Annotated in this window: 30 protein-coding genes; 15 read left to right on the forward strand and 15 right to left on the reverse strand. The window is 67.2% G+C overall.

What is annotated here, in order from left to right; genetic code table 11:
- The first annotated feature begins 12 nt into the window (after positions 1-12).
- From NM1_RS21235 to NM1_RS21245, 3 genes are read left to right on the forward strand one after another with little or no spacing between them, the layout of a single operon-like run.
- Positions 13-945 (forward strand): bifunctional MaoC family dehydratase N-terminal/OB-fold nucleic acid binding domain-containing protein, encoded by a 933-nt coding sequence (locus NM1_RS21235; RefSeq protein WP_084519871.1) that lies wholly within the window; start codon positions 13-15, stop codon positions 943-945.
- Positions 942-1,358 (forward strand): MaoC family dehydratase, encoded by a 417-nt coding sequence (locus NM1_RS21240; protein ID WP_068022414.1) that lies wholly within the window; start codon positions 942-944, stop codon positions 1,356-1,358. Before NM1_RS21235 ends, NM1_RS21240 begins: the two co-directional genes overlap by 4 nt.
- Positions 1,355-2,530, forward strand: a complete 1,176-nt coding sequence (locus tag NM1_RS21245) for a lipid-transfer protein (RefSeq protein WP_068022416.1) — start codon at positions 1,355-1,357, stop codon at positions 2,528-2,530. Before NM1_RS21240 ends, NM1_RS21245 begins: the two co-directional genes overlap by 4 nt.
- On the opposite strand, the gene NM1_RS21250 is transcribed toward NM1_RS21245, so the two are convergent.
- The 3 genes from NM1_RS21250 to NM1_RS21260 all read right to left on the reverse strand — a co-directional run bounded on the left by NM1_RS21250 (position 2,462) and on the right by NM1_RS21260 (position 4,651).
- Positions 2,462-3,106, reverse strand: a complete 645-nt coding sequence (locus tag NM1_RS21250) for a TetR/AcrR family transcriptional regulator (protein ID WP_068022419.1) — start codon at positions 3,104-3,106, stop codon at positions 2,462-2,464. The two genes, NM1_RS21245 and NM1_RS21250, sit on opposite strands and share 69 nt — an antisense overlap.
- A complete protein-coding gene (locus NM1_RS21255) occupies positions 3,103-3,906 on the reverse strand; it encodes an alpha/beta fold hydrolase (RefSeq protein WP_068022421.1) in 804 nt (267 codons plus the stop codon). The genes NM1_RS21250 and NM1_RS21255 overlap by 4 nt, the downstream gene beginning before the upstream one ends.
- 160 nt (positions 3,907-4,066) lie before the next feature.
- The gene (locus NM1_RS21260; RefSeq protein ID WP_068022425.1) at positions 4,067-4,651 is read right to left on the reverse strand and encodes a TetR/AcrR family transcriptional regulator; all 585 of its coding nucleotides are present in this window, start codon (positions 4,649-4,651) and stop codon (positions 4,067-4,069) included.
- Between the two features lie 81 nt (positions 4,652-4,732).
- Between NM1_RS21260 and zapE the strand changes: the two genes are divergently transcribed.
- The 6 genes from zapE to NM1_RS21290 all read left to right on the forward strand — a co-directional run bounded on the left by zapE (position 4,733) and on the right by NM1_RS21290 (position 10,180).
- The gene (gene zapE, locus NM1_RS21265) at positions 4,733-5,671 is read left to right on the forward strand and encodes a cell division protein ZapE (protein ID WP_068022427.1); all 939 of its coding nucleotides are present in this window, start codon (positions 4,733-4,735) and stop codon (positions 5,669-5,671) included.
- A 326-nt stretch (positions 5,672-5,997) separates the two neighbouring features.
- Positions 5,998-6,954, forward strand: coding sequence for a DUF4129 domain-containing protein (locus NM1_RS44460; RefSeq protein ID WP_068022430.1), 957 nt, complete (start codon positions 5,998-6,000; stop codon positions 6,952-6,954).
- Entirely contained in the window at positions 6,951-7,454 is a 504-nt protein-coding gene (locus NM1_RS21275) for a hypothetical protein (protein ID WP_068022432.1), read from the forward strand. The genes NM1_RS44460 and NM1_RS21275 overlap by 4 nt, the downstream gene beginning before the upstream one ends.
- A 28-nt stretch (positions 7,455-7,482) precedes the next feature.
- Complete coding sequence (locus tag NM1_RS21280; RefSeq protein ID WP_068022435.1) at positions 7,483-8,445, forward strand: AAA family ATPase; 963 nt, start codon at positions 7,483-7,485, stop codon at positions 8,443-8,445.
- Positions 8,442-9,716: a DUF58 domain-containing protein gene (locus NM1_RS21285; RefSeq protein ID WP_068022438.1), complete on the forward strand. Its 1,275-nt coding sequence runs from the start codon at positions 8,442-8,444 to the stop codon at positions 9,714-9,716. Before NM1_RS21280 ends, NM1_RS21285 begins: the two co-directional genes overlap by 4 nt.
- A complete protein-coding gene (locus NM1_RS21290) occupies positions 9,713-10,180 on the forward strand; it encodes a hypothetical protein (protein ID WP_068022441.1) in 468 nt (155 codons plus the stop codon). Before NM1_RS21285 ends, NM1_RS21290 begins: the two co-directional genes overlap by 4 nt.
- A gap of 555 nt (positions 10,181-10,735) precedes the next feature.
- Here NM1_RS21290 and chsH3 read toward each other — a convergent pair.
- Positions 10,736-11,599, reverse strand: a complete 864-nt coding sequence (gene chsH3 / locus NM1_RS21295) for an enoyl-CoA hydratase ChsH3 (protein WP_068022444.1) — start codon at positions 11,597-11,599, stop codon at positions 10,736-10,738.
- 134 nt (positions 11,600-11,733) lie between these two features.
- Positions 11,734-13,419: a 3-oxosteroid 1-dehydrogenase gene (gene kstD / locus NM1_RS21300; RefSeq protein WP_114699709.1), complete on the reverse strand. Its 1,686-nt coding sequence runs from the start codon at positions 13,417-13,419 to the stop codon at positions 11,734-11,736.
- A gap of 141 nt (positions 13,420-13,560) precedes the next feature.
- On the opposite strand from kstD, the gene NM1_RS21305 reads away from it, so the two are divergent.
- The 3 genes from NM1_RS21305 to dmpG are packed head-to-tail and all read left to right on the forward strand — an operon-like array spanning position 13,561 to position 16,319.
- A complete protein-coding gene (locus NM1_RS21305) occupies positions 13,561-14,346 on the forward strand; it encodes a 2-keto-4-pentenoate hydratase (RefSeq protein ID WP_068022451.1) in 786 nt (261 codons plus the stop codon).
- Between the two features lie 9 nt (positions 14,347-14,355).
- Positions 14,356-15,267, forward strand: a complete 912-nt coding sequence (locus NM1_RS21310; RefSeq protein WP_068022453.1) for an acetaldehyde dehydrogenase (acetylating) — start codon at positions 14,356-14,358, stop codon at positions 15,265-15,267.
- A gap of 14 nt (positions 15,268-15,281) precedes the next feature.
- The gene (gene dmpG / locus NM1_RS21315; protein ID WP_068022456.1) at positions 15,282-16,319 is read left to right on the forward strand and encodes a 4-hydroxy-2-oxovalerate aldolase; all 1,038 of its coding nucleotides are present in this window, start codon (positions 15,282-15,284) and stop codon (positions 16,317-16,319) included.
- Positions 16,320-16,336: 17 nt separating this feature from the next.
- On the opposite strand, the gene NM1_RS21320 is transcribed toward dmpG, so the two are convergent.
- The 8 genes from NM1_RS21320 to hsaA all read right to left on the reverse strand — a co-directional run bounded on the left by NM1_RS21320 (position 16,337) and on the right by hsaA (position 22,112).
- Positions 16,337-16,573: a DUF433 domain-containing protein gene (locus tag NM1_RS21320; RefSeq protein ID WP_068022458.1), complete on the reverse strand. Its 237-nt coding sequence runs from the start codon at positions 16,571-16,573 to the stop codon at positions 16,337-16,339.
- 35 nt (positions 16,574-16,608) lie between these two features.
- Positions 16,609-17,013: a type II toxin-antitoxin system VapC family toxin gene (locus tag NM1_RS21325; protein WP_068022590.1), complete on the reverse strand. Its 405-nt coding sequence runs from the start codon at positions 17,011-17,013 to the stop codon at positions 16,609-16,611.
- The gene (locus NM1_RS41350; protein WP_084519864.1) at positions 17,010-17,285 is read right to left on the reverse strand and encodes a type II toxin-antitoxin system Phd/YefM family antitoxin; all 276 of its coding nucleotides are present in this window, start codon (positions 17,283-17,285) and stop codon (positions 17,010-17,012) included. Before NM1_RS41350 ends, NM1_RS21325 begins: the two co-directional genes overlap by 4 nt.
- Positions 17,286-17,289: 4 nt before the next feature.
- Positions 17,290-18,213 carry an SMP-30/gluconolactonase/LRE family protein gene (locus NM1_RS21330; protein ID WP_084519865.1) on the reverse strand — a complete coding sequence of 308 codons (924 nt, stop codon included), beginning with the start codon at positions 18,211-18,213 and terminating at the stop codon, positions 17,290-17,292.
- Between the two features lie 332 nt (positions 18,214-18,545).
- On the reverse strand, positions 18,546-19,136 hold the full coding sequence (gene hsaB, locus NM1_RS21335; protein ID WP_068022464.1) for a 3-hydroxy-9,10-secoandrosta-1,3,5(10)-triene-9,17-dione monooxygenase reductase subunit: 591 nt from the start codon (positions 19,134-19,136) through the stop codon (positions 18,546-18,548).
- 20 nt (positions 19,137-19,156) lie between these two features.
- On the reverse strand, positions 19,157-20,056 hold the full coding sequence (gene hsaC / locus NM1_RS21340) for an iron-dependent extradiol dioxygenase HsaC (protein WP_068022467.1): 900 nt from the start codon (positions 20,054-20,056) through the stop codon (positions 19,157-19,159).
- Between the two features lie 3 nt (positions 20,057-20,059).
- A complete protein-coding gene (gene hsaD / locus NM1_RS21345) occupies positions 20,060-20,935 on the reverse strand; it encodes a 4,5:9,10-diseco-3-hydroxy-5,9,17-trioxoandrosta-1(10),2-diene-4-oate hydrolase (protein WP_068022469.1) in 876 nt (291 codons plus the stop codon).
- Between the two features lie 13 nt (positions 20,936-20,948).
- A complete protein-coding gene (hsaA, locus tag NM1_RS21350; protein WP_068022472.1) occupies positions 20,949-22,112 on the reverse strand; it encodes a 3-hydroxy-9,10-secoandrosta-1,3,5(10)-triene-9,17-dione monooxygenase oxygenase subunit in 1,164 nt (387 codons plus the stop codon).
- Positions 22,113-22,338: 226 nt separating this feature from the next.
- On the opposite strand from hsaA, the gene NM1_RS21355 reads away from it, so the two are divergent.
- Positions 22,339-23,553: a 3-ketosteroid-9-alpha-monooxygenase, oxygenase component gene (locus NM1_RS21355; RefSeq protein WP_068022473.1), complete on the forward strand. Its 1,215-nt coding sequence runs from the start codon at positions 22,339-22,341 to the stop codon at positions 23,551-23,553.
- Positions 23,553-23,870 (forward strand): hypothetical protein, encoded by a 318-nt coding sequence (locus tag NM1_RS21360; protein WP_068022475.1) that lies wholly within the window; start codon positions 23,553-23,555, stop codon positions 23,868-23,870. The genes NM1_RS21355 and NM1_RS21360 overlap by 1 nt, the downstream gene beginning before the upstream one ends.
- Before the next feature lie 130 nt (positions 23,871-24,000).
- On the opposite strand, the gene NM1_RS21365 is transcribed toward NM1_RS21360, so the two are convergent.
- Positions 24,001-24,594, reverse strand: coding sequence for a TetR/AcrR family transcriptional regulator (locus NM1_RS21365; protein ID WP_068022593.1), 594 nt, complete (start codon positions 24,592-24,594; stop codon positions 24,001-24,003).
- A 147-nt stretch (positions 24,595-24,741) separates the two neighbouring features.
- On the opposite strand from NM1_RS21365, the gene NM1_RS21370 reads away from it, so the two are divergent.
- Positions 24,742-25,488 carry an SIR2 family NAD-dependent protein deacylase gene (locus tag NM1_RS21370; protein WP_068022478.1) on the forward strand — a complete coding sequence of 249 codons (747 nt, stop codon included), beginning with the start codon at positions 24,742-24,744 and terminating at the stop codon, positions 25,486-25,488.
- Positions 25,489-25,491: 3 nt separating this feature from the next.
- On the opposite strand, the gene NM1_RS21375 is transcribed toward NM1_RS21370, so the two are convergent.
- Entirely contained in the window at positions 25,492-26,244 is a 753-nt protein-coding gene (locus NM1_RS21375) for a DUF427 domain-containing protein (RefSeq protein WP_068022480.1), read from the reverse strand.
- Between the last annotated feature and the right edge of the window lie 27 nt (positions 26,245-26,271).

A 26,271-nucleotide genomic window follows, 5' to 3' on the forward strand; every position in this document is an offset into this window, starting at 1 on the left:
ATGCCGGAAACCATGACAGCGGAACAGATCTCCGCGGCCGGGGAACGGATCAGGGACAAGGGGGAGTGCGCACCGCGCGTGGCGCGCGATCCGGTCAACCAGCCCATGATCAACAACTGGGTCGAGGCCATCGGCGACGCCAACCCGATCTACGTCGACGAGCAGGCCGCCCGGGACGCCGGGCATCCGGGCATCGTCGCCCCGCCCGCAATGGCGCAGGTGTGGTCGATGCCGGGGCTGCACGGGGCGCGCCCGGCCGACGACCCGATGAACGCGGTCAACGACCTGCTCGACGCCGCGGGCTACACGTCGGTGGTGGCGACCAACTGCGAGCAGACCTATCACCGGTATCTGGAGCTGGGTGAGCGGGTCGAGGCACGCACCCGGCTGCAGGATCTGGTGGGGCCCAAGCGAACCGGACTCGGCGAGGGCTGGTTCGCGACCTACATCCTGACCTGGTATGTGGGCGACGAGGCGGTCACCGAGATGTCGTTCCGGATGCTGAAGTTCGCGCCCGGTACGGCGAAACCGGCTGCCGCGCAGGAGGATCTGAGCAAGCGGGCCCGTCCGACCGTCTCGAAGGACACCGAATTCTTCTGGGAGGGAACGAAGGCCGGGGAGCTGCGCATTCAGCGACTGCCCGACGGTACGCTGCGGCACCCGCCGGTGCCCGCGCTGTGGGAGGACAAGACCAAGCCGACCGACTACGTGGTGGCCTCCGGTCGTGGCACGGTGTTCAGCTACGTCGTGCACCACGCGCCGAAGGTGCCCGGACGGCAGGTGCCCTACGTGGTGGCGCTGGTCGAGTTGGAGGAGGGCGTGCGGGTGCTCGGCGAGCTGCGCGGCGTCGAACCCGATGCAGTGCGCATTGGGCAGTCGGTCGAGGTGGCCTTCGAGAAGCTCGACGACGACAACACGCTGCCGTACTGGAAGGTGAGCGAATGACAGCCACGTTGGAACCCGGTGCGGTGCAGGTCGGTACGACGCTGCCCGAGCTGGTCATCCACGCCGATCCGACGTTCGTGGTCAGCACCGCGCTGGCCACCCGGGACTTCCAGGACGTGCACCACGACCGGGACAAGGCCGTCGAGCGCGGCTCGAAGGACATCTTCGTCAACATCCTCACCGACACCGGGCTGGTGCAGCGGTTCGTCACCGACTGGGCCGGGCCGGGCGCGCGCGTGAAGTCGCTGAAGCTGCGGCTGGGGGTGCCGCTGTACGCGGGCGACACCCTGACGTTGAGCGGCACCGTGACCGCGGTCGAGGGCGGCGAGATCCATATCGACGTGGTCGGCCGCGACAGCCTCGGCGATCACATCACGGCGAAAGCCGTTATCGCACTGCAGGAGACGGCGTGAGTAGTTCATTGAGCGGTAAGTCCGCCATCGTCGGCATCGGCGCCACCGACTTCTCCAAGGATTCCGGGCGCAGCGAACTGCGGCTGGCCGCCGAGGCGGTCACGGCCGCGCTGCACGATGCGGGTCTGAAGCCCGCGGATGTGGACGGCCTGACGACCTTCACGATGGACACCAACACCCAGGCCGCCGTGGCCCGGGCGGCCGGTATCCCGAATCTGAAGTTCTTCAGCAACATTCCGTTCGGCGGCGGGGCTGCGTGCGCGACCGTGCAGCAGGCGGCGATGGCGGTCGCGACCGGCGTCGCCGATGTGGTGGTCGCCTACCGTGCGTTCAACGAGCGCTCGGGGCACCGATTCGGCCAGTTCGCAACGCATTTGGCGACCGCGGCCACCTCCTCCGGCGTCGATGCGGCGTGGGCGTACCCGCAGGGGCTGGGGACACCGGCGGCCCAGGTCGCCATGGTCGCTCGGCGGTACATGCACGTATACGGCGCCACCAATGCGGATTTCGGGCGGATCGCGGTCGCCGATCGCAAGCATGCGGCGGTGAACCCGGCGGCGCACTTCTACGGCAAGCCGATCACGCTGGAGGAGCATCAGGCTTCCCGCTGGATCGCCGAGCCGCTGCACCTGCTGGACTGCTGCCAGGAGACCGACGGCGGCGTGGCGATCGTGGTCACCAGTGTCGAACGGGCCCGGGATCTTCCGCAGAAGTCGGCCGTGATCGTCGCTGCCGCACAGGGTTCCGGCGCGGACCAGTACGTCATGACCAGCTACTACCGCGACGCCATGACCGGGCTGCCGGAGATGGGACTGGTCGGCGATCAGCTCTGGGGACAGAGCGGGCTGCGGCCCGAGGACATGCAGGCCGCCATTCTCTACGACCACTTCACCCCCTTCGTGCTGATGCAGTTGGAGGAACTCGGCTTCTGCGCCCGCGGCGAGGCCAAAGACTTCATCGCCGACGGCGCCATCGAACTGGGTGGCCGCCTCCCCCTCAACACCCACGGCGGCCAACTCGGCGAGGCCTACATCCACGGCATGAACGGCATAGCCGAGGGCGTCCGCCAAATCCGCGGTACTTCGGTAAACCAGGTAGAGGGCTTACGCAACATCGCGGTCACCGCCGGGACCGGTGTCCCGACATCCGGTCTTGTGCTGACCGCTGCCTGACTCGAGCGGGGTTGTGCACGGTCGCGGGCTGCAGCGTAGATAGTGGCGCAGGGCCGTGCGCATCTCCGGTTGGATTGCACCGGAATCGAATTCGATGAGGGCGGCCTCGGCGACCAGCCGAATCCACAGTCGCGCCCCCTCGAGCGGATGCGGCCAGCCCATCGCGGCGAAATCGGGCTCGGCCCGGCGCGCGAGGGATTCATTGCGGGCGTGGATCTCCTCCAGCACCGCCGCCTCCGCGCGTGCCTCCAGCAGCACCGCGCGCACACCAGGCTGCTCCAGGAAAGCATCCAGATAGTCGATCGCGCTGTACCACAGGCGATCACAGCCCGGCGGCCGGTTGTCGAGATCGTTCAGTAGCGGTGCGAGCATGCGGTCGTGGAAGGTGCGGTGCAGTGCCCGCAGGTATCCGGACCGGTCGCCGAAGTGATGGAAGAAACTACCCTTGGCGACCCCCGCCTCGGTGACGATGCGGTTGACGCTCATCTGTGCCAACCCCATATGCCCGGCCAACCGCAGGCCCGCATCGAGCAATTCGGTGCGGGTCCGGTCGGCACCGTCCTGCCGGGTCGTCACCCCTTCACCGAGGAATCGGCCCGGTTCAGGAAATCCGTGACATGCGACAGGAATCCGTCAGGGTCCGACGAGAAGACCACGTGCCCGGTTTCGAGCGTGACCAACTGCGCGGCGGGCAGAGCGGTCTGCACCGACCGGGCCTCGCGCGGCGGCAGCACGATATCGAGCATGCCCCACACCAGCAGTGTCGGTGCGACGATACGGGCGCCGCGCAGGTCGTAGTCGGGGTCGGCGAAGCTGCGCCACAGGGCGGCGATCAGCCCCGCACCGTCCGAAGTGCGTGCTCGCGCAACGGCTTTCGTCTGTACTACGTGGTCGTTCTCGCTCTGCGCCCGCATGTATCGGGGTATCAGCCGCGGGAAGATGGTCCGGGCGAGAGCGGGCGTGCCCAGGATTCGGGTCCCGGCCCGGACGAGCGCGCCGCGCCCGGTGTAGCCGCCGGTGTTGACCAGCACCAGGCGCGAGACCAACTCGGGGCGGGTGGCCGCCAACCGGGCCGCGGCGTATCCCCCCACGGAGTTGCCGATCAGTGTGATCGTGTCGAGCCCGAGCGCATCAACCAGATCATCCAGCACGTCCGCGAAAAGCATTGCGGAAGCGACTATCTCCGGTGGTAGCGGATCGGATTCGCCGTGCCCCGGCCAATCCACGGCGAGCACCCGGAACCGATCGGCGAGGTGATCGACGATCGGGTCGAAGTCGTGATGGTCGTGTCCGGTGGCGTGCAGCAGGACGATCGGCGGTCCGTCGCCGCGCTCGGCGACATGGATTCGGCCGGCGCGGCTGGCGACGAGCGGCATGACATTTCCTTAATAGGTTGACCGTACGGTCGATGAAACTCTACCGTCGTCACCGTCCCCCGGCAAGCACGCGTCCTGGGCAGACCAGCGGGATGCACCGATCGTGAACCCCGATCACCGGTTTCGGCGATTGATCGTGGTGTCCGGGATTGACGCGGGCCTACTCGCGGAGGTGTCTCCGCAATACTCCTGCCAATTGCTGTCGGCTGCGTGCCGAGCCAGCGGGCAACTCAGCTCTTGCTCCGGCGAATCGGTCGAATACCAAGCCCTCGAGGACTGCGATGAAATCGGCTGCGGCGGTGGTTGGGTCGGGTGTGTCCAGGTTTCGGAACAGGGTGGTGGCGTGTTCGTGGGAGAACAGGCACGTGGTCAGGCGTTGGTGGAGTTCCGGGTCGCCTAGCTGGTCGATGATCAGGGCGTGCCGCACGATCAGGTGATTGCGTCGGTGCGCCAGTAGTCGGTCCAGCCACTGTGCGATGCCGCGGGCGATCTCGTCCGGCTCGGCTGTGGATGGTTGGGGACTGTCGAGCCGGGCATCTTCGAAGTCGGTGCGGGAGCGGGTGGCGATTCGGTCGACGATGGCCTCGATGAGCGCGCGCTTGGTGCGGAAGTAGTACGAGACCGAGCCTGCGGGTAGTTCCAGCGCCGTGTCCAAGGCGCGGTGGGTCAGGGCGCGAAGCCCCTGGGTGGCAATGAGATCGATGGCGGCGTCGATGATCCTGGTGCGCCGGTCGGTTGTGGACATCGTCACCTTTCCTCGCGGTCTGACTCACGATCCTCTACAAGTGTAGATGAACCTCTACAGGCGTAGAGAAGGGAGTGGGTCATGGACGAGTTGATGCTGGATGGTGAACAGCGGGCCGCCGCGGGGCGGTTGTCGGTCGTGGCCGGGCGGATCGGGCGACGCTGGCGCCGCCCACGGGGGATCTACCTGCACGGTCGGCCGGGGCGGGGCAAGACGATGCTGATGGATCGGTTCTTCGCCGAGGTGGGCTCGGAGCGCAAGCGCCGCTATCACTTCCACGGATTCTTCGCCCGGCTGCACGCCGCCGTGGCCGAATTCGGATCGATCGACCGGGCCGTCGACTCCGTGCTCGGCACCGCCGAACTGGTCTGCTTCGACGAATTCCACGTGCACGACATCGGCGATGCCATGCTCCTGGCTCGCCTGCTGGACCGGCTGTTCGCCCGGCGGGTGGTGCTGGTGGTGACCTCGAACTACCCGCCGGAGGGACTGCTGCCGAATCCACTGATGCACCAACGGTTTCAGCCGACGATCGAGTTGTTGCGGGCTCACCTGGACGTGGTGGCCGTGGATGGACCGCAGGACTACCGCGCGCTCGGTGGTCGGTGGGCGGACTTCGCTTCGGGCCGCTATCTCGAGGAGGTCGCGCGCTTCGAGGGCGGCACCGAGATTGCGATCGCCCATCGAAGCCTGCACGTTCGCAGCGAAATCGACGGCATAGTAGTGGATTTCGACGAGTTGTGTGGAAACCCGTTGTCCGCGAAGGACTTTCTGGAACTCGCGGAACGTTATCGGGCATGGACGATATGCGGGGTACCGGCCCTGCGCACCGTCCCGATGGACTGGGCAACCCGCTTCGTGAATCTGGTCGACATCCTCTACGACGCCGACCAGGCCCTGACCATCTACGCCACGACCTCGCTTCCCGGCCTCGTCCGCGACGTCCCCCACATCCCCGACCTCGCCCGCACCGCCAGCCGCCTGAGCGAACTCCCTACCGGCAGACCAGCGCTGGCATAAGACCTCGGTAATTCCGGCATGCTCGCTTGCAAGATGGCGTTTGCATCTCGGCGTTAGCTCACTGTGACGCAAGTAGGTTGCGTCGCAGCAGGATTGTGGATTCTCACAGTTTGCCTACGCGTCAACTATCCGCAAGTGGGGTAGACGGGAATCCGCTGGCCCCGGTGTCCCGATTTCCCTGCTGACGGACCGTCCGGCATGTAACGATGTGGCTGTTTTGTGCAGTACCGGAATTCTTGGGAGATGCTCGTGAGCGAGCTTGCGAGCGGATCGATGACACGGCGCGCGCCGCGCACGGCGACAGCGGGCGTCGGCGAGGTGGAGCCGTGAGCGGGGCCGGAACGGCGATACCGCGCGCGATCGGGCTGATCGTGCTGCTGGTGCTGGCCGTTCTCGCACTGCGCGGATTCGTCCCGGGTACCGGTGGGCCGCACGCGGTTTCGCCGCCCTCGGCGATCACGGTCGCACTTATGCCGGTGCTGGCGCTGGTTTCGATCGTGATCCTGCTGGCCGGGGTGATCACCAGCCAGCACCGCCTGCCGCTGGCCATGCCCGACCACGATCGCGACGCCGACCGGCGGCCGGGACAGCTGCGGCGGCTGGGCCTGGCACTGCTGGTGGCACTGGCGGTACTGGCCGTATTCGCGGCCCTGACCTGGGTGGTGTACCTGCTGGCGGGCGGGACCGGCGACGAGGTGCAGCAGCCGCCGACGGCACGCCCGACGCCCACGCCGCCGACGCAGACGCCGCCCCCGACACCGCAGCCGTTCTCCGGGACACCGGAACTCAGCGGTCGCACCCTCGTGCTCGTCGGGATAGCTGCCGCCGCGCTGGTGGCGACGGCCATCGTCGGCCTGGTGGTGGTCGCGATCGGGACCCGCAGCCGCCCGGCGCCGCAGGCCGCCGCCCCCGAGCCGGTGCCCGCCGAGCAGCCGGTGTCGCTCGCGCAGGTGGCGGAGATGGGTCTGGCCGCGATGATCGCCTCGGGCCAGGACGCCCGCACCGCGATCATCGCCTGCTACGGCGCCATGGAACGCGGCCTGGCCCAGGCGCGCGAGGTGGCGCCGCTGATCTCGGACACCCCGTCGGAGGTGCTGGCCCGCGCGTTCGAACGCGGCGCACTGCACGACGCGTCCGCCCGCGAACTGGTGGCGCTGTTCGAGGAGGCGCGCTTCAGCCCGCACTCCATGCTGGAGTGGCAGCGGATGCGCGCCGAGCAACTGCTGCGCATCGTGCTGAACGACCTGCAGGGCGAAACCATTGTGAGCGAGGGGGTTTCATGACCCGCTCGGTGATAGTCGGCGGCGCCGTCGCGGTGATCGTGGTGCTCGAGTTGATCGCGCTCGGCAACCAGCGCGAACTGCTACCACTGCTGGTGGGGGTGCCGGTACTCGGGGCGCTGGGCCTGCTGGTGTGGTCGCTGGTCGAACGCTCCCGCGCCGAGGCCCCGACCGACCCGGCCGACGACGAGATCGACAACGGCCCCGCGGAGATGTTGCGGCACTGGCGGGCTCGCGCGCAGATGCTGGCCGAGCGCGCCGACGGTTCGCGCGCCGACTGGGACCGGCACCTGCGACCGCTGCTGGCCAAGGAATTCGAGTTGTCGAGCGGGCACCGGATCTCCAAGAACCGCCGTGCCACCGAATCCGCCGGAATCCTGCTCTTCGGACCCGAACTGTGGCGCTGGGTGGATCCGGCGAATTCGGCGCTGCGCGACCAGAACAGCCGCGCGCCGGGCCGCCCGGCCCTGGACGAGATTCTGCGCCGGCTGCAGTCGATGTGAAAAGGTAGAGATGAGTGCGAGTACGAACATGACGACACCGATGGACGTGACCATCAAGCGCAGCGAGGCGGTGCTGCGGGAGATCGCGCGCGTCGTGGTCGGCAAACGCGAAGAGCTGCAGCTGATCATGGTCGCGGTGCTGTCGGGCGGGCACGTCCTGATCGAGGACCTACCCGGGCTGGGCAAGACGCTCATCGCCCGATCCTTCTCCGCCGCACTGGGTTTGCAGTTCACCCGGGTGCAGTTCACCCCGGATCTGCTGCCCGCGGACCTGATCGGCTCCACCATCTACGACATGAACTCGGGCCGTTTCAACTTCCGTCGCGGCCCGGTGTTCACCAATATGCTGCTGGCCGACGAGATCAACCGCACCCCGCCCAAGACGCAGGCGGCGCTGCTGGAGGCGATGGCCGAGGGGCAGGTCAGCATCGACGGCGAAACCTTCCCGCTGCCACAGCCTTTCATCGTGCTGGCCACCGACAATCCGATCGAGTACGAGGGCACCTACCCGCTGCCCGAGGCGCAGCTGGACCGGTTCGCGGTGCAACTGCGGCTGGGGTATCTGTCCGAGCAGGACGAGACGCAGATGATCCGCCGCCGTCTGGAGCGCGGTTCGGTACCACCGCAGGTAGGGCAGGTGGTAGATGCGCAGGGGCTGCTGGAGATGCGGCAGGCGGTCGAATTCGTCACCGTGCATCCGGATGTCGTCACCTATGTGGTGGCGCTGGCGGCCGCGACTCGCAGTCATCCACAGGTGGAGGTGGGCGCCAGCCCGCGCGCCGAACTGGACCTGGTGCAGATGGCTCGCGCCCGCGCGCTGCTGCTGGGCCGCGACTACGTTGTCCCCGAAGACGTGAAGGCCCTGGCCATTCCGGCCATCGCGCATCGCATCACCCTGCGCCCGGAGATGTGGGTGCGGCGCATTCGCGGCGAGGATGTGATCACCGAGTTGCTGCGCCGCTTGCCCGTCCCGCGCGCCACCGTCACATGAGGCATCGAGATACCAGCTCGGTCGCCGAGTCCGAATTGCGTTGGCGACCGGCTCCTTTGGTGTTCATGCTGGCGGGTGCGGCGGCTCCGGTGCTGGTACTGGCGGTCATGCTGGGACGCTGGCAGCTGCTGGTGTTCGCGGCGCCCATGCTCGGGGTGCTGGCGACGGCGCCGTGGCAGGTGTCGCGCACCAGGATTCAGGTCGACGGCGCGGGCGTGCTGCGCTGCTTCGAATCCGAGGAGGTGGTGCTGAGCGTCGCCGCCTTCGTCGAGGACGGAAACGCGCTGCTGCGGTGTACGCCCCGACAGACGCACGGGCTCGAGGTCCGGGTGGAGGAGGCGGTGGATTCCGGACCGGCTCCGGCCGGTCTGCGGCTGGCGTTGTCGACCGGGCGCTGGGGCCGCTACCCGGTGACGACGCGGGTCACCGCGCTGAGCCCGGCGGGACTGGCGGTGGCCTCGGTGACGATGCCCGCGGGTGAGGTCTACGTGTATCCGATCGCCGATCCGCAGCGAATGCGGTTGCCGCGCACCGATCTTCCCGAGCGCATCGGCACCCATCTGACCCGGCGGCACGGTCCGGGCGTGGAGTACGCCGATATCCGCGCCTACGCGCCGGGCGATCAGCTGCGCACGGTGAACTGGCCGGTGAGCGCGCGCCGCGGCCGTCTCTACGTCACCGAGCGGCTCACCAACCGCGCCGCCGACGTCGTTGTGCTCGTGGATACTTCGCTGCAGGCGCCCGGCCCGGCGGCGGATTCGCTGGAGCTGTCGGTGCGCGGCGCGGCGCAGGTCGCGCAGTCGGCGCTGCAGGCCGGTGACCGGACCGCCGTGGTCTGCCTGGGCCAGGCCCCGCGCTGGCTGCGGCCCGATATCGGGCGGCGCCAGTTCTACCGCATCGTCGACACGGTGCTGTCGGTCGGCGACGAGCACATCGTCACCTCCGGCACGCTGGCGCCGCACGCGGCGGTGCCGCTCGGCGCGATCGTGGTGGCGTTCTCGACACTGCTGGACACGCAGTTCGCGCTGGCCCTGATCGATCTGCGCAAGCGCGGGCACGTGGTGGTGGTCGTGGACGTGCTGCGCGGAGCCCCGTTCTACGAGGGCCTCGACGCCACGATGGCGCGCATGTGGCAGCTGGAGCGGGCGTCGATGTATCGCGATATGGGCACGGTGGGCGTCGACATCGTGGCCTGGCCGGAGGACACCCGGCTGGATCAGGTGATGCGGCTGATTCCGGAGCATCGCCGGTTGGTGCGGGTGCGGCGATGACGAAATTCCTGGCCGTGCTGTCCGGCCTGCTGTTGATCGCCGCCGTCGCGATCGTGCTGCCGTGGGCGGCGATTCCCGCGGCCGTAGCGGTGGTGGCGGGCTGGCGGTTCCGAGTCTGCGCGGTGGCGGCGGTGCTGGTGGCGCTGGGCGCGCTCGCCTGGGACGACACCGGCGCCCTGGCCGCGGCCGGTACCGGCCTGGTGGCCACCACCTACCTGCTCAACACCGCCACCGTGCACGCGCCCGCCGGGGTGGTCCCCACCACGCTGCCGTCGGTCACGGGCGCGCTCGTCTTCGCGTCCGCCGCCGTCGCCGCCGCCCTGGTCCCGGTCCAGCTGGCCTGGGTTCCCCTGGCCGCCCCGATCGTGGTGGTGGTGCTGTACGCCCTGATCATCCAGGGCTTGGTGATCGGGCGGCGGCCCGATGCGAGCGATGCTCCGGTCAAGGCCGAAACCGAGCAGTGAGGCGTCCCACGGCCCCGGCCAAAAGCATGCCGGGGATAGGGAGGGGCCCTGCGGGATGCCGGGGATAGAGGGGCCCTTCGGGATGCCGGGATAGATAGGGGCCGTGGGGGGATGGCGGGGATAGGGAGAGGCCGTGCGGGACGCGGGGATCTGGGGCGGGACATGTGTCACTGGACACATGACGGGGTTCTGTGACCCACGCTAAGTACTACGGATTGTAGTGTCGGAGGGATGTGGACTATTCCGATCATCGCCGTCATCTGCTCCGTTGCCATCGCCATCCTCTTCGCAACGGGCTTTCCTGACTCCGAGTGATCGTCCCTGTCCTTCCGGCGAAAAGCGTGCCGGAAGGACAGGGAACAAATGATGTCGGCCAGAACGAACGGTGTGGCACCGATCGTGTCCGTGAGAAACGAGCGGTGTCGGCACGGCGGGAACAATCGTGTCGCTGTGAGGGGGAACGAGAAGTGTCGGCACCGTTTCGTTTCCCGGCACGCTCCAGTCCCTTTTCCCGGCGCGCTCCAGTCCCTTTTCCCGGCGCGCTTTTGGCCGGGATCAGGCGGTGAAGGTGAGCTTCACGTCGCCCAGGACCGGGGCATCCTCGCGGTTGACCACGGTCGCCGCGATGGTCAGTTCATTGCCTTCCAGCCAGATTCGTGAGCGGATTGTTTCGCCCGGGTACAGGACCCCGGCGAAGCGCGCCCGGAATCCGGTGACCCGGGCGGCATCCGAGTTCAGCACGGTGTCGACGGCGTTCTTGCAGACCAGCCCGTAGGTGCACAATCCGTGCAGGATCGGGTTGGGAAAGCCTGCGGCGCGGGCGAATCCGGGATCCGAATGCAGCGGGTTGCGGTCGCCGCACATCCGATACAGCAGCGCCTGCTGCGGCAGCGTCGGCGTGGTGACGTCGAAATCCGGTGCGCGGTCCGGCAATTCGGACTTGTTGCTGGGCCCGCGCTCGCCGCCGAAGCCGCCCTCGCCCTTGGCGAAGATGGACGAGCGTGCCGTCCACAGCGGATCACCGTCCGAATCGGTGACCGTGGTCTCCTGCACGACCACCGCGGCCGAGCCCTTGTCCCAGATCTCGCTGATCCGGCCGGTGCTCTTTGCCTTCCCGGTAGCCGGAATCGGCTTGTGCGCCACGACTTCCTGGCTCCCGTGCACCACCTTCGCCAGATCGATCTCCACGCCGGGGAAGCTGACCTTCGGCGGTTCGGTCACCCCGAGCGTCGGCGCGACGGTCGCGAACGTCGGCAGCACCTGCGGCGCGCGATCGTCGAGATAGCGCAGCTCCCCGGTATCGGTCCAGCGCGCCCCGGCGCCGAGACCGAGGTGGTAGAGCTGCACGTCGGACGGCGTCCACGCGAACTCCAGCTCCGGAAGCGCCGCTCCCAGAGCTACTTTCGGATCAATCGGCATTTTCTGTCTCCTGAATCGGTCGTCACCCCGATGTGCCGGAATGACGGGGCGGCTCCGGCGGAACGGGACGGTCGGAATCCATGGTGGGCATGCCCCCGGCCGTCTTCCCACTCCGTCCCGTTCATCGGAATCCGCTATTTGCTCGCTGCCTGCTTCTTGCGCTCGACGATATCCAGCACCGCCAGGTACCCGTAGGCGATGGCCGGGCCGATGGTGGCGCCGGGGCCCGCGTAGGTGTGGCCCATGACCGGGGTCGAGCTGTTGCCGGAAGCGTAGAGGCCCTCGATCGGGCTGCCGTCCTCCCGGAGCACCCGACCGGAGGTGTCGGCGACCAGGCCGCCCTTGGTGCCGAGGTCGCCGGGCACGATCTTGGCCGCGTAGAACGGGCCCTGCTCCAGCGCCGCCAGGCAGGGGTTGGGCTTCACGGTCGGATCGCCGTAGTACCGGTCGTAGTGGCTCTCACCGCGGCCGAAGTCCTCGTCCTTGCCGGTCTCGGCGAACTTGTTGAACCGGGTGACGGTCGCGGCGAGACTGTCCGCGGGCACGCCGATCTTCTTCGCCAGCTCCTCGAGGCTGTCGGCCTTGACGATGTTGTCGTTTTCCATCCAGCGAGACGGAATGCGCTGGCCGGGCTGCAGCGAGGCGAAGATGTAGCGGTTGCGGTAGCGCTGGTCGAACACCAGCCAGGTGGGGATGTTCTCGCCCGGCCCGGCGCCCTGCCCGAATTCACCGCCGTACATGGTGTGCACCGCCTCGACGTAAGGAGCCGACTCATTCCCGAATCGCTTCCCGTCGGCGTTGACCATGATGGCGCCGGGCAGATTCCGCTCGGCCAGCGCGAACCAGGGCCTGCCGCCCTTGAAGATGGTCGGTCCCCACCAGGCGTCCTCCATGAAGCCGACCGCGCCGCCCGCCTCCATGCCCGCGACGATGCCGTCGCCGGTGTTGGCGGCCGCGCCGGTGGTCCACTCGGTGGTGATGGGCTGGCGCTGGTACTTCGTGCGCATCTCGGCGTTGTGCTCGAAGCCGCCGGCGCCCAGCACCACGCCGTGCCGGGCCTTGAACGTGACCGGCCGGCCGTCCTGCGTCGCCTCGACCCCTACGACAACGCCATTCTCCACAATGAGCTTGGTCATCGGCGTGTTCAGCAGCAGTGGCACGTTCGCATCCATGAGCCCCTTGCGCATAGCTGCGATAATGGCCTGACCCATGCCGAGAATGTGCTTACCGGTCCACTTGGCCAGGTAGGTGCGCGCGCCCACCCGCATGGCTCGCATGATGCCCTTCGGGTGGCGCCTGATCAGGTTGAGGCGGACGAAATCGGCCTGCATGATGACGACATTGAGCGGGGCCTTGGCATACGCAGGCTCCAGGTTGAACCGCTCCTCGCCGAGCACCTTGGCGTTGAACGGCTTGGGCTCGCACGAGCGGCCGTCGCCGCGGCCGCCCGGTGCCTCGGGGTAGTAGTCGGAGTAGCCGGGGACCCACTTGAGCTGCAGCGGCGTGTGATCGAGCACGAAGTTCAGCGCCTCCGGGCCGCGGTCGATGTAGGTATCGATCCGCTCCTTCGGCACCGCGTCGCCGATGATGCTGTGCAGGTAGCGGCGCGCCTCCTCGCGGTCGTCGGGCCGCCCGGACGCCAGCAGTGCCTTGTTCCCGGGAACCCACACGCCGCCGCCGGAGCGTGCCGTGTTTCCCCCGTAGTGCGCGGCCTTTTCGATGATCACCACGCGGAGCCCGTGGTGGGCGGCGGTGAGCGCGGCGGTCATCCCGGCGGCACCGCTGCCGACCACCACCACGTCGTATTCCCGATCAGTCATGTAGAACACGTTATAGAATCAGTCTCGGTTCGGTCTATATTGGTGTGGCAGACGGCGCAACTGTCCTCGGTTTTCCCAGGAAAACTCGTTTCAGTTTCCCGTCTCGGCCACCGACCGGGCCCCCCAGTGGAAGGAACAAGCGTGCTGTCCGACGCGGTACGGAGTGAACTGGCCGCGGAGCTCGCGGTCGCCGAGCGTGACCGGGTGCCGATCGACCCGCTGGTCGCGCGGCATCCCGGCATCGATGTGGTCGATGCCTACGAGATCCAGCTCATCAACATCCGGCAGCGGCTGGCGGGCGGCGCGCGGGTCGTCGGCCACAAGGTCGGGCTGTCGTCGAAGGCGATGCAGCAGATGATGGGCGTGGACGAGCCCGACTACGGGCATCTGCTGGGCGAGATGCAGGTGTTCGAGGACGTCGCCGTCGACACCTCGAAGTATCTGTACCCGCGCGTGGAGGTCGAGGTCGGTTTCGTGCTGGGCAAGGATCTGCCCGGCGAGGAGTGCACCGAGGCCGACGTGCTCGACGCGACGGTCGCCTACGCGCCGTCCATCGAACTCATCGACACCCGCATCAAGGACTGGAAGATCGGGCTGTGCGACACCATCGCCGACAACGCGTCGTCGGCGGGCTGGGTGCTCGGCCCGGAGCGGGTCGAGCCGAACCTGTTGGATATCAAGAAGATCGACGCCAAGCTGACCCGCAGCGGTGAGGTGGTCGCCGAGGGTCGCAGCGATGCGGTGCTGGGCGATCCGACCATCGCGGTGGCGTGGCTGGCGCGGAAGGTCGCCTCCTTCGGCGTGCGGCTGAAGGCCGGGGACATCGTGCTGCCCGGCTCCTGCACCCGTGCCATCGACGCCCGCCCGGGCGACGATTTCCTTGCCGAGTTCACCGGACTCGGTTCCGTCCGTCTGCAATTCAGCTAGGAGATACTCGTGGCTTCCAACGGAAAAGTCAGTGCCGCAATCGTCGGCTCCGGAAACATCAGTACCGACCTGCTGTACAAGCTGCTGCGGTCGGAGCGGATCGAGCCGCGCTGGATGATCGGAATCGACCCCGACAGTGAGGGTTTGAAGCGGGCACGGGGGCTCGGGCTGGAGACCTCCGCAGAGGGCGCGGACTGGCTGCTGGCCCAGGCGGAGAAGCCGGAGCTGCTGTTCGAGGCGACCTCGGCCTACGTGCATCGGGAGTACGCCCCGAAGTACGAGGCCGCCGGGATTCGCGCGATCGATCTGACTCCCGCGGCCGTCGGTCCCGCCGTGGTGCCGCCGGTGAACCTGGGCGACAACCTGGATACGCCGAACGTCAACATGATCACCTGCGGTGGGCAGGCCACGATTCCGATGGTGGCGGCCGTCTCTCGGGTGGTCGAGGTGCCCTACGCCGAGATCGTGGCGTCGGTCTCGTCGGTGTCGGCAGGTCCCGGAACTCGCGCCAATATCGACGAGTTCACCAAGACCACCAGCCGGGGTGTGGAGACGATCGGCGGCGCCCAGCGCGGTAAGGCGATCATCATCCTGAATCCCGCCGAACCGCCGATGATCATGCGCGACACCATCTTCTGCGCGATCCCCGAGGACGCCGACACCGGTGCGATCACCGAGTCGATCCACCGCATGGTCGCCGACATCCAGGAATACGTGCCCGGCTACCGGCTGCTCAACGAGCCGCAGTTCGACGAGCCGTCCGTGGTTTCCGGTGGGATGGCGAAGGTTTCGGTATTCGTGGAGGTGGAGGGCGCGGGCGATTTCCTGCCGCCCTACGCCGGAAATCTCGACATCATGACCGCGGCCGCCACTCGCGTGGGTGAGGTCGTCGCGGGTCAGATCGTCTCGGCTCGGGTGTAAGGAGAAGAATCACAATGCCTTTCAGCAACGAACTCGACATCCGCGTCACCGACACCTCGCTGCGGGACGGGTCACATCACAAGCGCCACCAGTTCACCGCCACCGAGGTGCGCGATATCGTGACCGCGCTCGACGGCGCGGGCGTGCCGGTGATCGAGGTGACCCACGGCGACGGCCTGGGCGGTTCCTCGTTCAACTACGGCTTCTCGAAAACCCCTGAGCAGGAACTGGTCACGATCGCGGCGCAGACCGCCAAGCAGGCCAAGATCGCGGTCCTGATGCTGCCGGGCGTCGGCGTGAAGGAAGACATCAAGGTCTCCCAGGACGACGGCGCCTCGATCGTCCGCATCGCCACGCACTGCACCGAGGCGGACGTCTCCATCCAGCACTTCGGTCTCGCACGGGAACTCGGCCTGGAAACCGTCGGCTTCCTGATGATGTCGCACACTCAGCCGCCGGAGGTGCTGGCCAAGCAGGCCCGCATCATGGCCGACGCGGGCTGCCAGTGCGTGTACGTGGTGGACTCCGCGGGCGCCCTTGTGCTCGAACAGGTTTCCGACCGCATCGCCGCGGTGGTCGCCGAGCTCGGCGACGACGCCCAGGTCGGTTTCCACGGTCACGAGAACCTGGACCTCGCCGTCGCCAACTCGATCTACGCCGTCCGCGCGGGCGCCAAGCAGATCGACGGCAGCGCACGGCGTTTCGGCGCGGGCGCGGGTAACACCCCCGTCGAGGCCTTCATCGGCGTCTGCGACAAGCTCGGCATCAAGACCGGCATCGACTTCTTCGCCATCGCCGATGCCGCGGAAGACGTTGTCCGCCCGGCCATGCCGCAGGAGTGCCTCCTCGACCGCCAGTCCCTGATGATGGGCTACGCCGGCGTCTACTCGAGCTTCCTCAAGCACGCCGAACGCCAGGCCGAACGCTACGGCGTCTCCGCCGCCGAAATGCTCGTCCGCGCCGGTAAGCGCAACCTCGTCGGCGGCCAGGAAGACCAACTCATCGACATCGCCCTGGAGTTGCAGCGCGAACAACAGGCCGTCACCGCCTGAGGATCGACCTTCGATCGTCAGGCGTCTGGGTCGCGATCGGCATGAGCGATCAGCCGATCGCGACCCGCGGCGTACTCGAGCGCAGCAAGGAGATCGTCGCGTTCGAGATCCGGATAGTCCTCCAGGATCTCGTCGCAACTCATGCCCGATGTCAGTAACTCGAGCAGCATGTCGACGGGATAACGCAACCCCCGTACCACTGGCTCACCATGGCAGACCTCTGGATCGGAGGTGATGCGATCAAGTCGGGACATGACCCGAATCTACTGTCCTCTCACCTCTTGGTGAATCAGATCGGAACGATCTCCACCATGCTCTCCAGACCCCGAAAGTCCTTGCTGTTTCGGGTGAAAAGCGGCATGCCTCGCGAAGAGGCAATCGCCGCGATGAGGAGATCCATCCGCCGTGGCCGCGGGTCGCGTTTTGCGGCAAGGGTCAGTGCCACCAAGGATCCGTACCGGGTGGCGGCATCGTTGTCGAAAGGCAATGGTTCGAATTCCGCGATTGCGGCGCCCAGCTGTTCGGAACGAGTCGAACGGGCCGCAGCGTCCTTGGCCATGGCAACGCCCTGGCTCAATTCGGCGAGGGTTATCGCCGTGATCTCGGGAACTGTCGGCAAAGATTCCGGTTCGAGCAGTTCCAGATCGAGATAGGTGCAGGTATCCAAGACCCCCGAGGGATGGCGTGCGGTCACGGACGAGACTCCCACGGGTCGTCATCACCGACACGGTCTTCGGTTCCGAAGAACTCGTCCGCCTCTTGTCGCATCCGGACGTAATCGACGCGCGGAAGCCTGCGATGACGTTCGACCAGCTCCTCTGCAGTCAGTCGACGTTTTCGACTGATCGGTCGGACCTCGGCAATCTCTATCCCGTTCCGGGTTACACGGAATGTCTCACCGGCCTCCACTGCGTCCATGACGCCGGACGAGTTATTGCGGAACTCCCGCTGGCTGATCACCTTCATGCGCCTAGTGTAGCTTCGTGTAGCACATCGCGCTACAACGGAATTTCTGCAGGTCAGCGGGGGTTAGGCGGGTGACCGTGCCCAGGTAGCTGGTGGCGTAGAGGGAGTTGGGGGCCCAGCCGGGGCCTGTGCCGAATTTGACCTCGGTGGTTAGGGGGAGGTTTTCGGCGATTGTGCACCAGTGGTGGGTGGTCGGGTCTACTCGGATTACCTTGCCGCCCGTGCTGTAGGCGATGTAGAGGTTGCCGTCGGGGCCGATCGTGACTCCGTCGGCGCCGTTGAGGGGGCCGAAGCCGGGGAGTTCGATCGTCGACGGCTGCGAGGGATGATCGAGGTCTACCACGGTGAGGGTGGTGGTCGGGTTGAAGGTGCTGGAGACGTAGAGGCGGTTGTGTGACTTGTCGTAGGCGAGGCCGTTGGTGGAGGTGACCGGCGGGCCGAAGGGGCCGATGGTAGCGCCCGCGACTCGGGTCAGGCGGGTGTCGGCGCCCATATCGCTGCTGACCACGAAGTCGCCATTAGGCAGTGCCGCAATGCCGTTGGGCATATCCAGGCCCTCGGCGACCGTGGCCAGCCGCCCGTCGCGCAGGTCCATGGAGCGGATGCCGCCCTTGCGGCCGGTGAGCTTGGACTGCAGGCTGAGCCCGGTGGTGAAGTAGGCGGTATCGCCGGAGACCGTGATCATGCCGGGGCCGTCGACATCCCCGGCCATGGTGGTGCGCCCGCCGTTCGCGTCGAGCCGCCGGATGCCGCCGCCGGAGCCGGTGGCCGCCTGTTCGGACAGCAGCAGCCCGCCGCGCCCGTCGAACTCCAGGCTCTCCAACATGCCGTAGCCGGAAGCGATCTGGGTGGCGGACCAGCCGCCGCACTGCTCGGCGGCGGCAGGTGTCGCGTGTGCCGTCGCCGCAACTGCTGTCGGCGCCAACATGCAGGCGATCGCTGCCGCATGGCATGTCGAGAACCGAAACCTCATCGAATGACCCCTCCGACCGGGTGACCCCGGAGTTCGACTGCACCTTCCGCCACGAGTTCGCCGAGATCGACGGCGTCCGGCGCGGTGGGCGGCAGCGAATTCGCCAGTGTCCTGCCGCCGCATCGCCTACCCGGACCGTAGCCGACCTCGCGGCCGCCGATCGAGGAATTCTCGACAATTGTCCGATGGCACAGAAAAGCCGGATCCGATCAGGCAACTCGACAATGTCGAGGAGTAACGCTCGAATCCGGCAATTCGTTGGGCCGCAATATGTTTGTCGACCGTGACTACAGCCAGGTGTCCAGGGTGGTCGTGGTGAGGAAGTGCTCGAGGTCCGCGCGCCAGGGGGCTGGGGTGGTCTTCTCGGGCTCGATGGCGGTGTACTGGCCGCGGTAGAACAACAGCGGCCTGCCGGAGTCCGTGGACTCCGACAGGGCCTGGACTCGGCCGAACACCACGAAGTGATCGCCGCCGTCGAGCACGTTCGCCACAGTGCACTGGATCGTGGCCAACGCGCCGTCGAGGGCCGGAAGGCCCAGATCTGTGGTGTGCCAATCGATTCCCGCGAACTTGTCGGGTTCGCGGGAGCCGAAGCGGGCGCACACCGGCTGCTGCTCCTCGGCGAGCATGTTGACGCAGAAGCTGCCGTTGCTCTCGATCGCTGCCCAGGAGCGGGACTGCTTGGTGGGGCAGAACAGCACCATCGGCGGGTCCAGCGACAGCGCGGCGAACGACTGGCAGGCGAACCCGATCGGCGCCCCCTCCGCATCGAGCGTGGTGATCACGGTGATGCCGGTGCAGAACTGCCCCAGCACATTCCGGTACTGCCGCGCATCGATCTCGGGAGAATCGGTGCCCGCCAAGCCGTCCGCCGTCATGTTCCTTCTCTCCTGCCCTGCTACTTGAACCCGATGCTGAAGTCGTGACCCCACAGGCTGACCGCGGTCGACTCCCGGGCGATCCAGTTCTCGTCCTCGACTTCGAGTCCCTCACAACCGAATTCGACATCGAAGCCGCCCGGCGTCTTCATGTAGAAGGACAGCATCTTGTCGTTGATGTGCCGCCCGAGGGTGGCCGACATCTTCACCTTCTTGCGCAGCGCGCGATCCAGGCAGAGGCCGACGTCGTCGGAGTTCTCCACCTCGACCATGAGGTGCACGATGCCGGTCGGATTCGGCAGCGGCAGGAAGGCCAGGGCGTGATGGCGCGGGTTGCAGCCGTAGAACCGCAGCCAGGCCGGGTCGCCGTCGGCGGGACGGCCGACCATCTGCGGTGGCAGCCGCATCGAGTCACGCAGCCGGAAACCGAGGATGTCCTGGTAGAACGCCTGTGCCGCAGCATCGTCGTTGCAGGTGAGCACCACGTGCCCCAGGCCCTGCTCGGCGGTGACGAACTTGTGGCCGTAGGGGCTGACGAAACGCCGTGCGAGATACTGCATCCCGTAGAACGCCTCCAGCGTATTGCCGGACGGGTCCTCGAACCGGATCATGCCCTCGACGCGGCGCTCGGCGAGTTCCTCCGCCGTGCCCTCGGTGAACGGCACGTCGGCCTTGGTCAGGGTCTCCCGAAGCTGTTGCAGCCCTGGGCCGTCGGTGACCTCCCAGCCCGAGACCAGCAGCCGGTCGGACTCGCCCGGCACGATCACCAGCCGCGCCGGGAACTCGTCCATGCGCAGATAGAGGGCCTCGGAATCGGGCCCGTCGGACTCCATCATGCCGAGCACCTTGGTGCCGTACTCACGCCACGCCGCCACATCGGTGGCGGCGATCCGCATGTATCCGAGCGCTCGAATACTCATATGTCACTTCTCCTTGGGGGCAAGGAAGTCGGCTGTCAACCGGTTGAATTCGTCGAACCGCTCCCGCTGCGCCCAGTGTCCACACTGGCCGAACACATGCAACTGGGCGCGAGGAATCGTCTTCAGGGCCACGAGCGCGCCGTCGATCGGATTGACCCGGTCCTCGCGCCCCCAGATCAGCAGCACGGGCTGGCGCAGCTTGTAGGCGTCGCGCCAGAGCATGCCCTTCTCGAAATCGGCCGAGGCGAACGACTTTCCCATCGCGCGGGTGGCGGCCAGCGACTCCGGCGCGGCGGCCGAGGCGAATCGCTCCTCGATCAGCTCCGGCGTGATCAGCTTCTGATCGAAGACCATGATCCGCAGGAATGCTTCGAGATTCTCCCGCGTGGGCTCGACATTGAACTTGCCCAGCGCCTTCACGCCCTCGGTCGGGTCGGGCGCGAACAGGTTGGTGCTCAACCCGCCCGGCCCCATCAGCACGAGTTTTCCCGCGCGGTCGGGATAGTCGAGCGCGAACCGCACCGCCGCGCCGCCGCCGAGCGAATTGCCCAGCAGGTGCACGCGATCGGTGATCTCCAGCGTGTCGAGCAGATCCTTCAGCGCCGACGCGCTGTGCACGAAGTACTGCGGATGCTCGGTCGGCTTGTCCGACAGCCCGAATCCCGGCTGATCCACGGCCAGCACGTGGAAGTTCTCGGCCAGCACGCCGATATTGCGGGAGAAGTTGGACCAGGACGAGGCACCCGGCCCGCCGCCGTGCAGCAGCACGATCGTCGGGCCGTTGCCGACACCCGCCTCGTGGTAGTGCAGCTTCAGGTCCGGTCGCACCTGCGCGTAGCGCGAGGTCGACTCGAAGGTCAGTTCCGCTGTCGTCGTCATTCGGCAGTCTCTCCTAGACCATCGTGTCCGTGACGGGCAGGCCGAACGTCCCCGTGCCGAAGGCGACGTAGGCCCGCTCGGCATCGTTGGCGGCGTGCACCCGGCCCGCGTGCGCATCCCGCCAGAACCGCTGCAGCGGTGTGTCGTTCGCCAGCGCGGTGGCGCCCGAGCTCTCGAAGAGCTTGTCGATCGAGGCGATCGCCCGGCCGGTGGCACGCACCTGGTCGCGGCGGGCCGCCAGGCGCAGCTCGAACGGAACCTCTTCGCCCGCAACGATATGCGCGTACTCCTCGGAGAGGTTTCCGGACAGCTGGCGCCAGGCGGCGTCGATATCGCTGGAGGCCTCCGCGATTCGCACCTTCGCGAACGGATCGTCCTTGGCCTTCTCCCCGGCGTAGGCGGCGCGCACCCGCTTGCCCTGGTGCTCGACGTGCGCGTCGTAGGCGCCGTACGCCATGCCGACGATGGGCGTCGAGATCGTGGTGGGATGGATGGTGCCCCAGGGCATCTTGTACAGCGGATCGGTGTTCTGTTCCAGGCCGGGCGATTTCAGCTCGGACATCGTCTTGAAGCTGAGGAAGCGGTGCCGCGGCACGAAGACGTCGTTGACCACGATGGTGTTGCTGCCGGTGCCGCGCAGGCCGACGACGTTCCACACGTCATCGATGCGGTAGTCGCTGCGCGGGATCAGGAAGCTGCCGAAGTCGACCGGCTTGCCGTCCTTGATCACGGGTCCGCCGACCACCACCCAGTCCGCGTGGTCGCAGCCGGACGACCAGGCCCACGAACCCTTGACCGTGTAGCCGCCCTCGGTGACCAGGCCCGCGCCCATCGGAGCGTACGACGACGAGATCCGCACCTCGGTGTCCTCGCCCCACACGTCCTGCTGCGCCTGCTGATCGAACAGCGCCAGATGCCAGTTGTGGATGCCGATGATGCCTGCCACCCAGCCGGTGGAACCGCACGCGCTCGCGATCTTGCGGACGGTGTCGTAGAAGACGACGGGATCGGCGGCATGCCCGCCCCACTGACGCGGCTGCACGAGCCGGAAGAACCCGGTCGCCTGCAGGGCCTTCATGGTCTCGTCGGGAATGCGGCGCAGATCCTCTGCCTCCTGCGCACGCTCGCGCAGCATCGGCAACAGCGCTTCGACCCGCTCTACTACTTCTTGCGTCATCTCGGGGGCTGCTCCTTGCCTGGTCGATCGACAACGGGTTCATCGGCCCCGAAGTCCTGCGGTGAGACCGATACTAGTCTTGAGACTAGAACACGTTCTTATTCCTGTCGAGAACGGGTACCCCCAGCATCTCAGGACTGGCCTTTGCCTGGTAGTCGACGGAATAGCTGGCGCTGCGCCGCACAATTTTGTAACGTGTTCTAGTGCTCGTAGAGGAGGGATCGCAATGGCAGTAACCCCACAGCGGAGCGGCGGGAAGGTTCGTGAGATCGATGTCGGCACCGCGCCCACCCGGTATGCGCGGGGATGGCATTGCCTCGGCCTGGCCGCACCGTTCCGGGACGGCAAACCGCATGCCATCTCGATATTCGGCACCAAGCTGGTGATTTTCGCCGACAGCAAGGGCGAACTGCAGGTGCTCGATTCGTACTGCCGGCATATGGGCGGCGACCTGAGCATGGGTGAGATCAAGGGCGACTCCGTCGCCTGCCCGTTCCACGACTGGCGCTGGGGCGGCAACGGCCGCTGCACCGGGATTCCGTACGGCCGCCGGGTGCCCCCGCTGGCCAAGACCCGGGCCTGGACCACGCTGGAACGCAACGGCCAGCTGTTCGTGTGGCACGACCACGAGGGCAATCCGCCGCCGGATGAAGTCACCATCCCGTACATCGAGGGCCCCTGGACCGACGCCGAAGGCAACCCGAGCGAACAGCTCGACAGCGGATGGACCGACTGGACCTGGCACTCGCTGCTGATCGAGGGCGCCAACTGCCGCGAGATCATCGACAACGTGGTCGACATGGCGCACTTCTTCTACATCCACTTCGCCTTCCCGACGTACTTCAAGAACATCTTCGAGGGCCATATCGCCACGCAGTTCCTGGAGACCAAGGGTCGTCCGGATATCGGCATGGCCGCGAAGTTCGACGGTGACACGCTGTTGAAGTCCGAGGCCTCGTACTTCGGACCGTCCTACATGATCAACCCGCTGATCAACATCTACAGCGGGTACGAGGTCAAGAGCGTCCTCATCAACTGCCACTACCCGGTGACGCAGGATTCGTTCGTCCTGCAGTGGGGTGTCAGCCTGGAGAAGCCGACCGGCGTCGACGGTGAGATGGCGGATCGCCTGGCGCGCAAGATGACCGAGGGCATCAGCGAGGGCTTCCTGCAGGACGTCGAGATCTGGAAGCACAAGTCCAAGATCGAGAATCCGCTGCTGGTCGAGGAGGACGGCCCGGTCTACCAGCTGCGCCGCTGGTACGAGCAGTTCTACGTCGATGTCGCCGATATCGACCCGAAGATGACGCAGCGCTTCGAATTCGAGGTCGACACCTCCAAGGCGAACGAAGCCTGGGAGGCGGAGGTCGCCGAAAACCTGCGCCGCAAGCGGGAATCCGAGGAAGCCGCGAAGTCCGAGGCCGCGGAGGCGGGTGTCTGATGGCCGGCTGGGCGAAAGCACCGGACTTCGCGGACCGGCCGGATCGGCGGGCCGAGGTGCGTGCCCAGACGGTCGTCGACAAGCACCACTATCTCGAGAACGGCCTGACGCCGATCGCGTGCCGGGCCTGCGGGACGAAAGTCCTGGTCCGCAAGGCCAGTTCGCATCAGAAGTCGGTGCAGTGGACGACCGACCCGGCCGAGCACTGCCCGGTCTTCAAGGCGATGTCGGGCGGTCTCGGCCGCCCCGACTCCTGCCCCAATCTGGAGCAGGCGATCGAGCAGGCCGTCGACGACGGCGTACTCCCGGTCGACTAGAACGGGCGGATCCGGCGCACCGAGCGAGCCGCCGCGTCCGCGACCACAATTCACGCACCCCCTGTACGTCCCCGCACCCTCTGCAAAGCACCGCAGGAGGTGCGGGAACACGCAAGGGGTGCGTGAATCGTCAGCTTGCCTCGCTGTACGCCAGGGCGATGTGGGTGAACAGGTCGGTGCGCTGCTCGCGGGCGCGGGAGCTGTCGGGTTCGATCAGGCACTGGGTGGCGGTGCCGTCGTGTACCGCGACCAGGGCGCGGCCCAGCGCCACCGGATCGGTGACCCGGCGCCCGGCCCGGCCGAGCAGCTCCTCCAGTACCGGCAGCAGCGCCGCGACGATCGCCTCCTCGCGGGCGGCCATCACCCGGCGCAGCGGCGGATTGCGCAGCGCGTGCGCGGTGAACTCGAAGGTGATCCGAAACCACTTCTCGTCCAAGGGAACCGCGCGCAGCACCTGCTCGACCCCGGATCGGACGTCGGTCACTTCCGCGTCACCGCCGTCGAGGACCGCGGTCAGCTCGTGCAGCAGCTGCTGTGACCGCTGTTCCCACATGGCCAGAAACAACTCCTCCAGCGAGGTGAAGTTGGAGTAGAACGCGCCGCGCGTGAATCCCGCTCGCTCGCAGATCTGCTCGACCGTGCAGCGCCCGAATCCCTCGTCCGCGAACGCCTCGAAGGCCGCGTCCAGCAGTCGCTGCCGGGTTTGTGCCCGGCGCTTGGTCATGCGCCGTCCGCGCTGCTCGGTGGTGCCCGCGGTCGGCTGCCCGGTCTCGGTGGACGTCGGCACCGGCAGGCCTCCCCTCACTGATCGGATACATGAGCGTATCAAAATTGGGCGCCCGACGGCTCCCATTGCCCCTAACCTGGGACCATGACCACAGGGTGGCGACAGCGGACCGGCCCGATCGGCGTGCTCACCGGCGCGGGCATCTCCACCGACTCCGGCATCCCCGACTTCCGCGGGCCGCGCGGGGTGTGGACCAAGGACCCGATCGCGGAGCTGCTGTCCACGTATCAGAACTACGTCGCCGATCCCGAACTGCGGCAGCGGGCCTGGCTCGCCCGCCGCGACAATCCGGCCTGGCAGGCCCGGCCCAACGAGGCGCACCGGGCGCTGGCGCGGCTCGCGGAGCGGCGGAATACCCGGATCATCACCCAGAACATCGATCGACTGCATCAGCGGGCCGGTTCGCCGCCGGACACGGTGGTGGAGATCCACGGCAACATGTTCGACGTGGTGTGCATCGGCTGCGACTACAACGCCACGATGGCCGCGACCCTGGAGCGCGTCGCCGCCGGGGAGGCGGATCCGCCGTGCCCGGCCTGCGGGGGCATCCTCAAGGCCGCCACCGTCATGTTCGGCCAGCAGATGGACGCCGATACCGTCTGGGCGGCAAGGGAAATCGCGCTGGAGAGCGAGATCTTCCTGGCCGTCGGCAGCTCGCTGCAGGTGGAACCGGCCGCCTCGATGTGCGCCATCGCGGTGGAGAACGGCGCGGACCTGATCATCGTCAATGCCGAGCCCACGCCGTACGACTCGCAGGCGACCGAGGTGATCCGCGACCCGATCGGTACCGTGCTGCCATCGTTGGCCGACGAGCTGTCGGGGGATGCCTAGCAGTCAGCCGAACGGCGTCTTGGGCCGCTCCTGCTTCTCGCCGTCGATGAAGACGTCCACCTTCTCGTCGTAGAAGCAGGCCAGCCCGGCGACCTTCTGACTTTCCGGCAGCGGGGTCCGGTAGATCCAGACCAGGTCCTGATACTCGGCGTCGCCGATGCGGATGTTGAAGTACTCGGCCGTTCCCTTGTACGGGCAGCGGGTCCGCTTCGAGGAGGACGTCAGCAGTTCGGTGCGGACATCGGTCAGCGGCAGGTAATACCTTGGCGGCAAACCGGTTTCGAACAGGATGTGCGGCGCGTGGGATTCGGCGACGGTCTGCCCGGCGATGGCGATCCGCACGTGCCGCGAGCTGACCAGGACGTCGACGCGCGTGTAGGGATCGCGCGGGTGGACGTAGACCGGTTCGTCCTCCTCGAACCATTCGTCCATCAGATCCCAGTCCAGCCGCACGAGATCCTGCAGCTCCGGAATCGGCGAGTCCGGATAGCGCACGGCCGCAGCGGATCTCGTGATGCCGTCGACCACCACGTCGTACTCGACACCCTCGCCGCGACTGGGGGAGTGCCGGGTGGATCCGGTCGGCTCCAGTTTGGCGCGCAGGTCCGCGGCGGGCAGATAGTAGGTCGGGTAGTAGGGGCTCTCCCACACCAGTGTCGGCGCGGTGGTGTCGATAACCAGCCGACCGTCGATGTAGGTCCGCACTCGCTTGTGGCTGCGTTCGGTCCGGACCCGCCCCCGCGTTGTTTCGGTCATACCCATCGACGGTACTCCCGGACGGTG

The organism is Nocardia mexicana NBRC 108244 (genome assembly GCF_001613165.1).
GTDB classification, from domain to species: Bacteria; Actinomycetota; Actinomycetes; order Mycobacteriales; family Mycobacteriaceae; genus Nocardia; species Nocardia mexicana.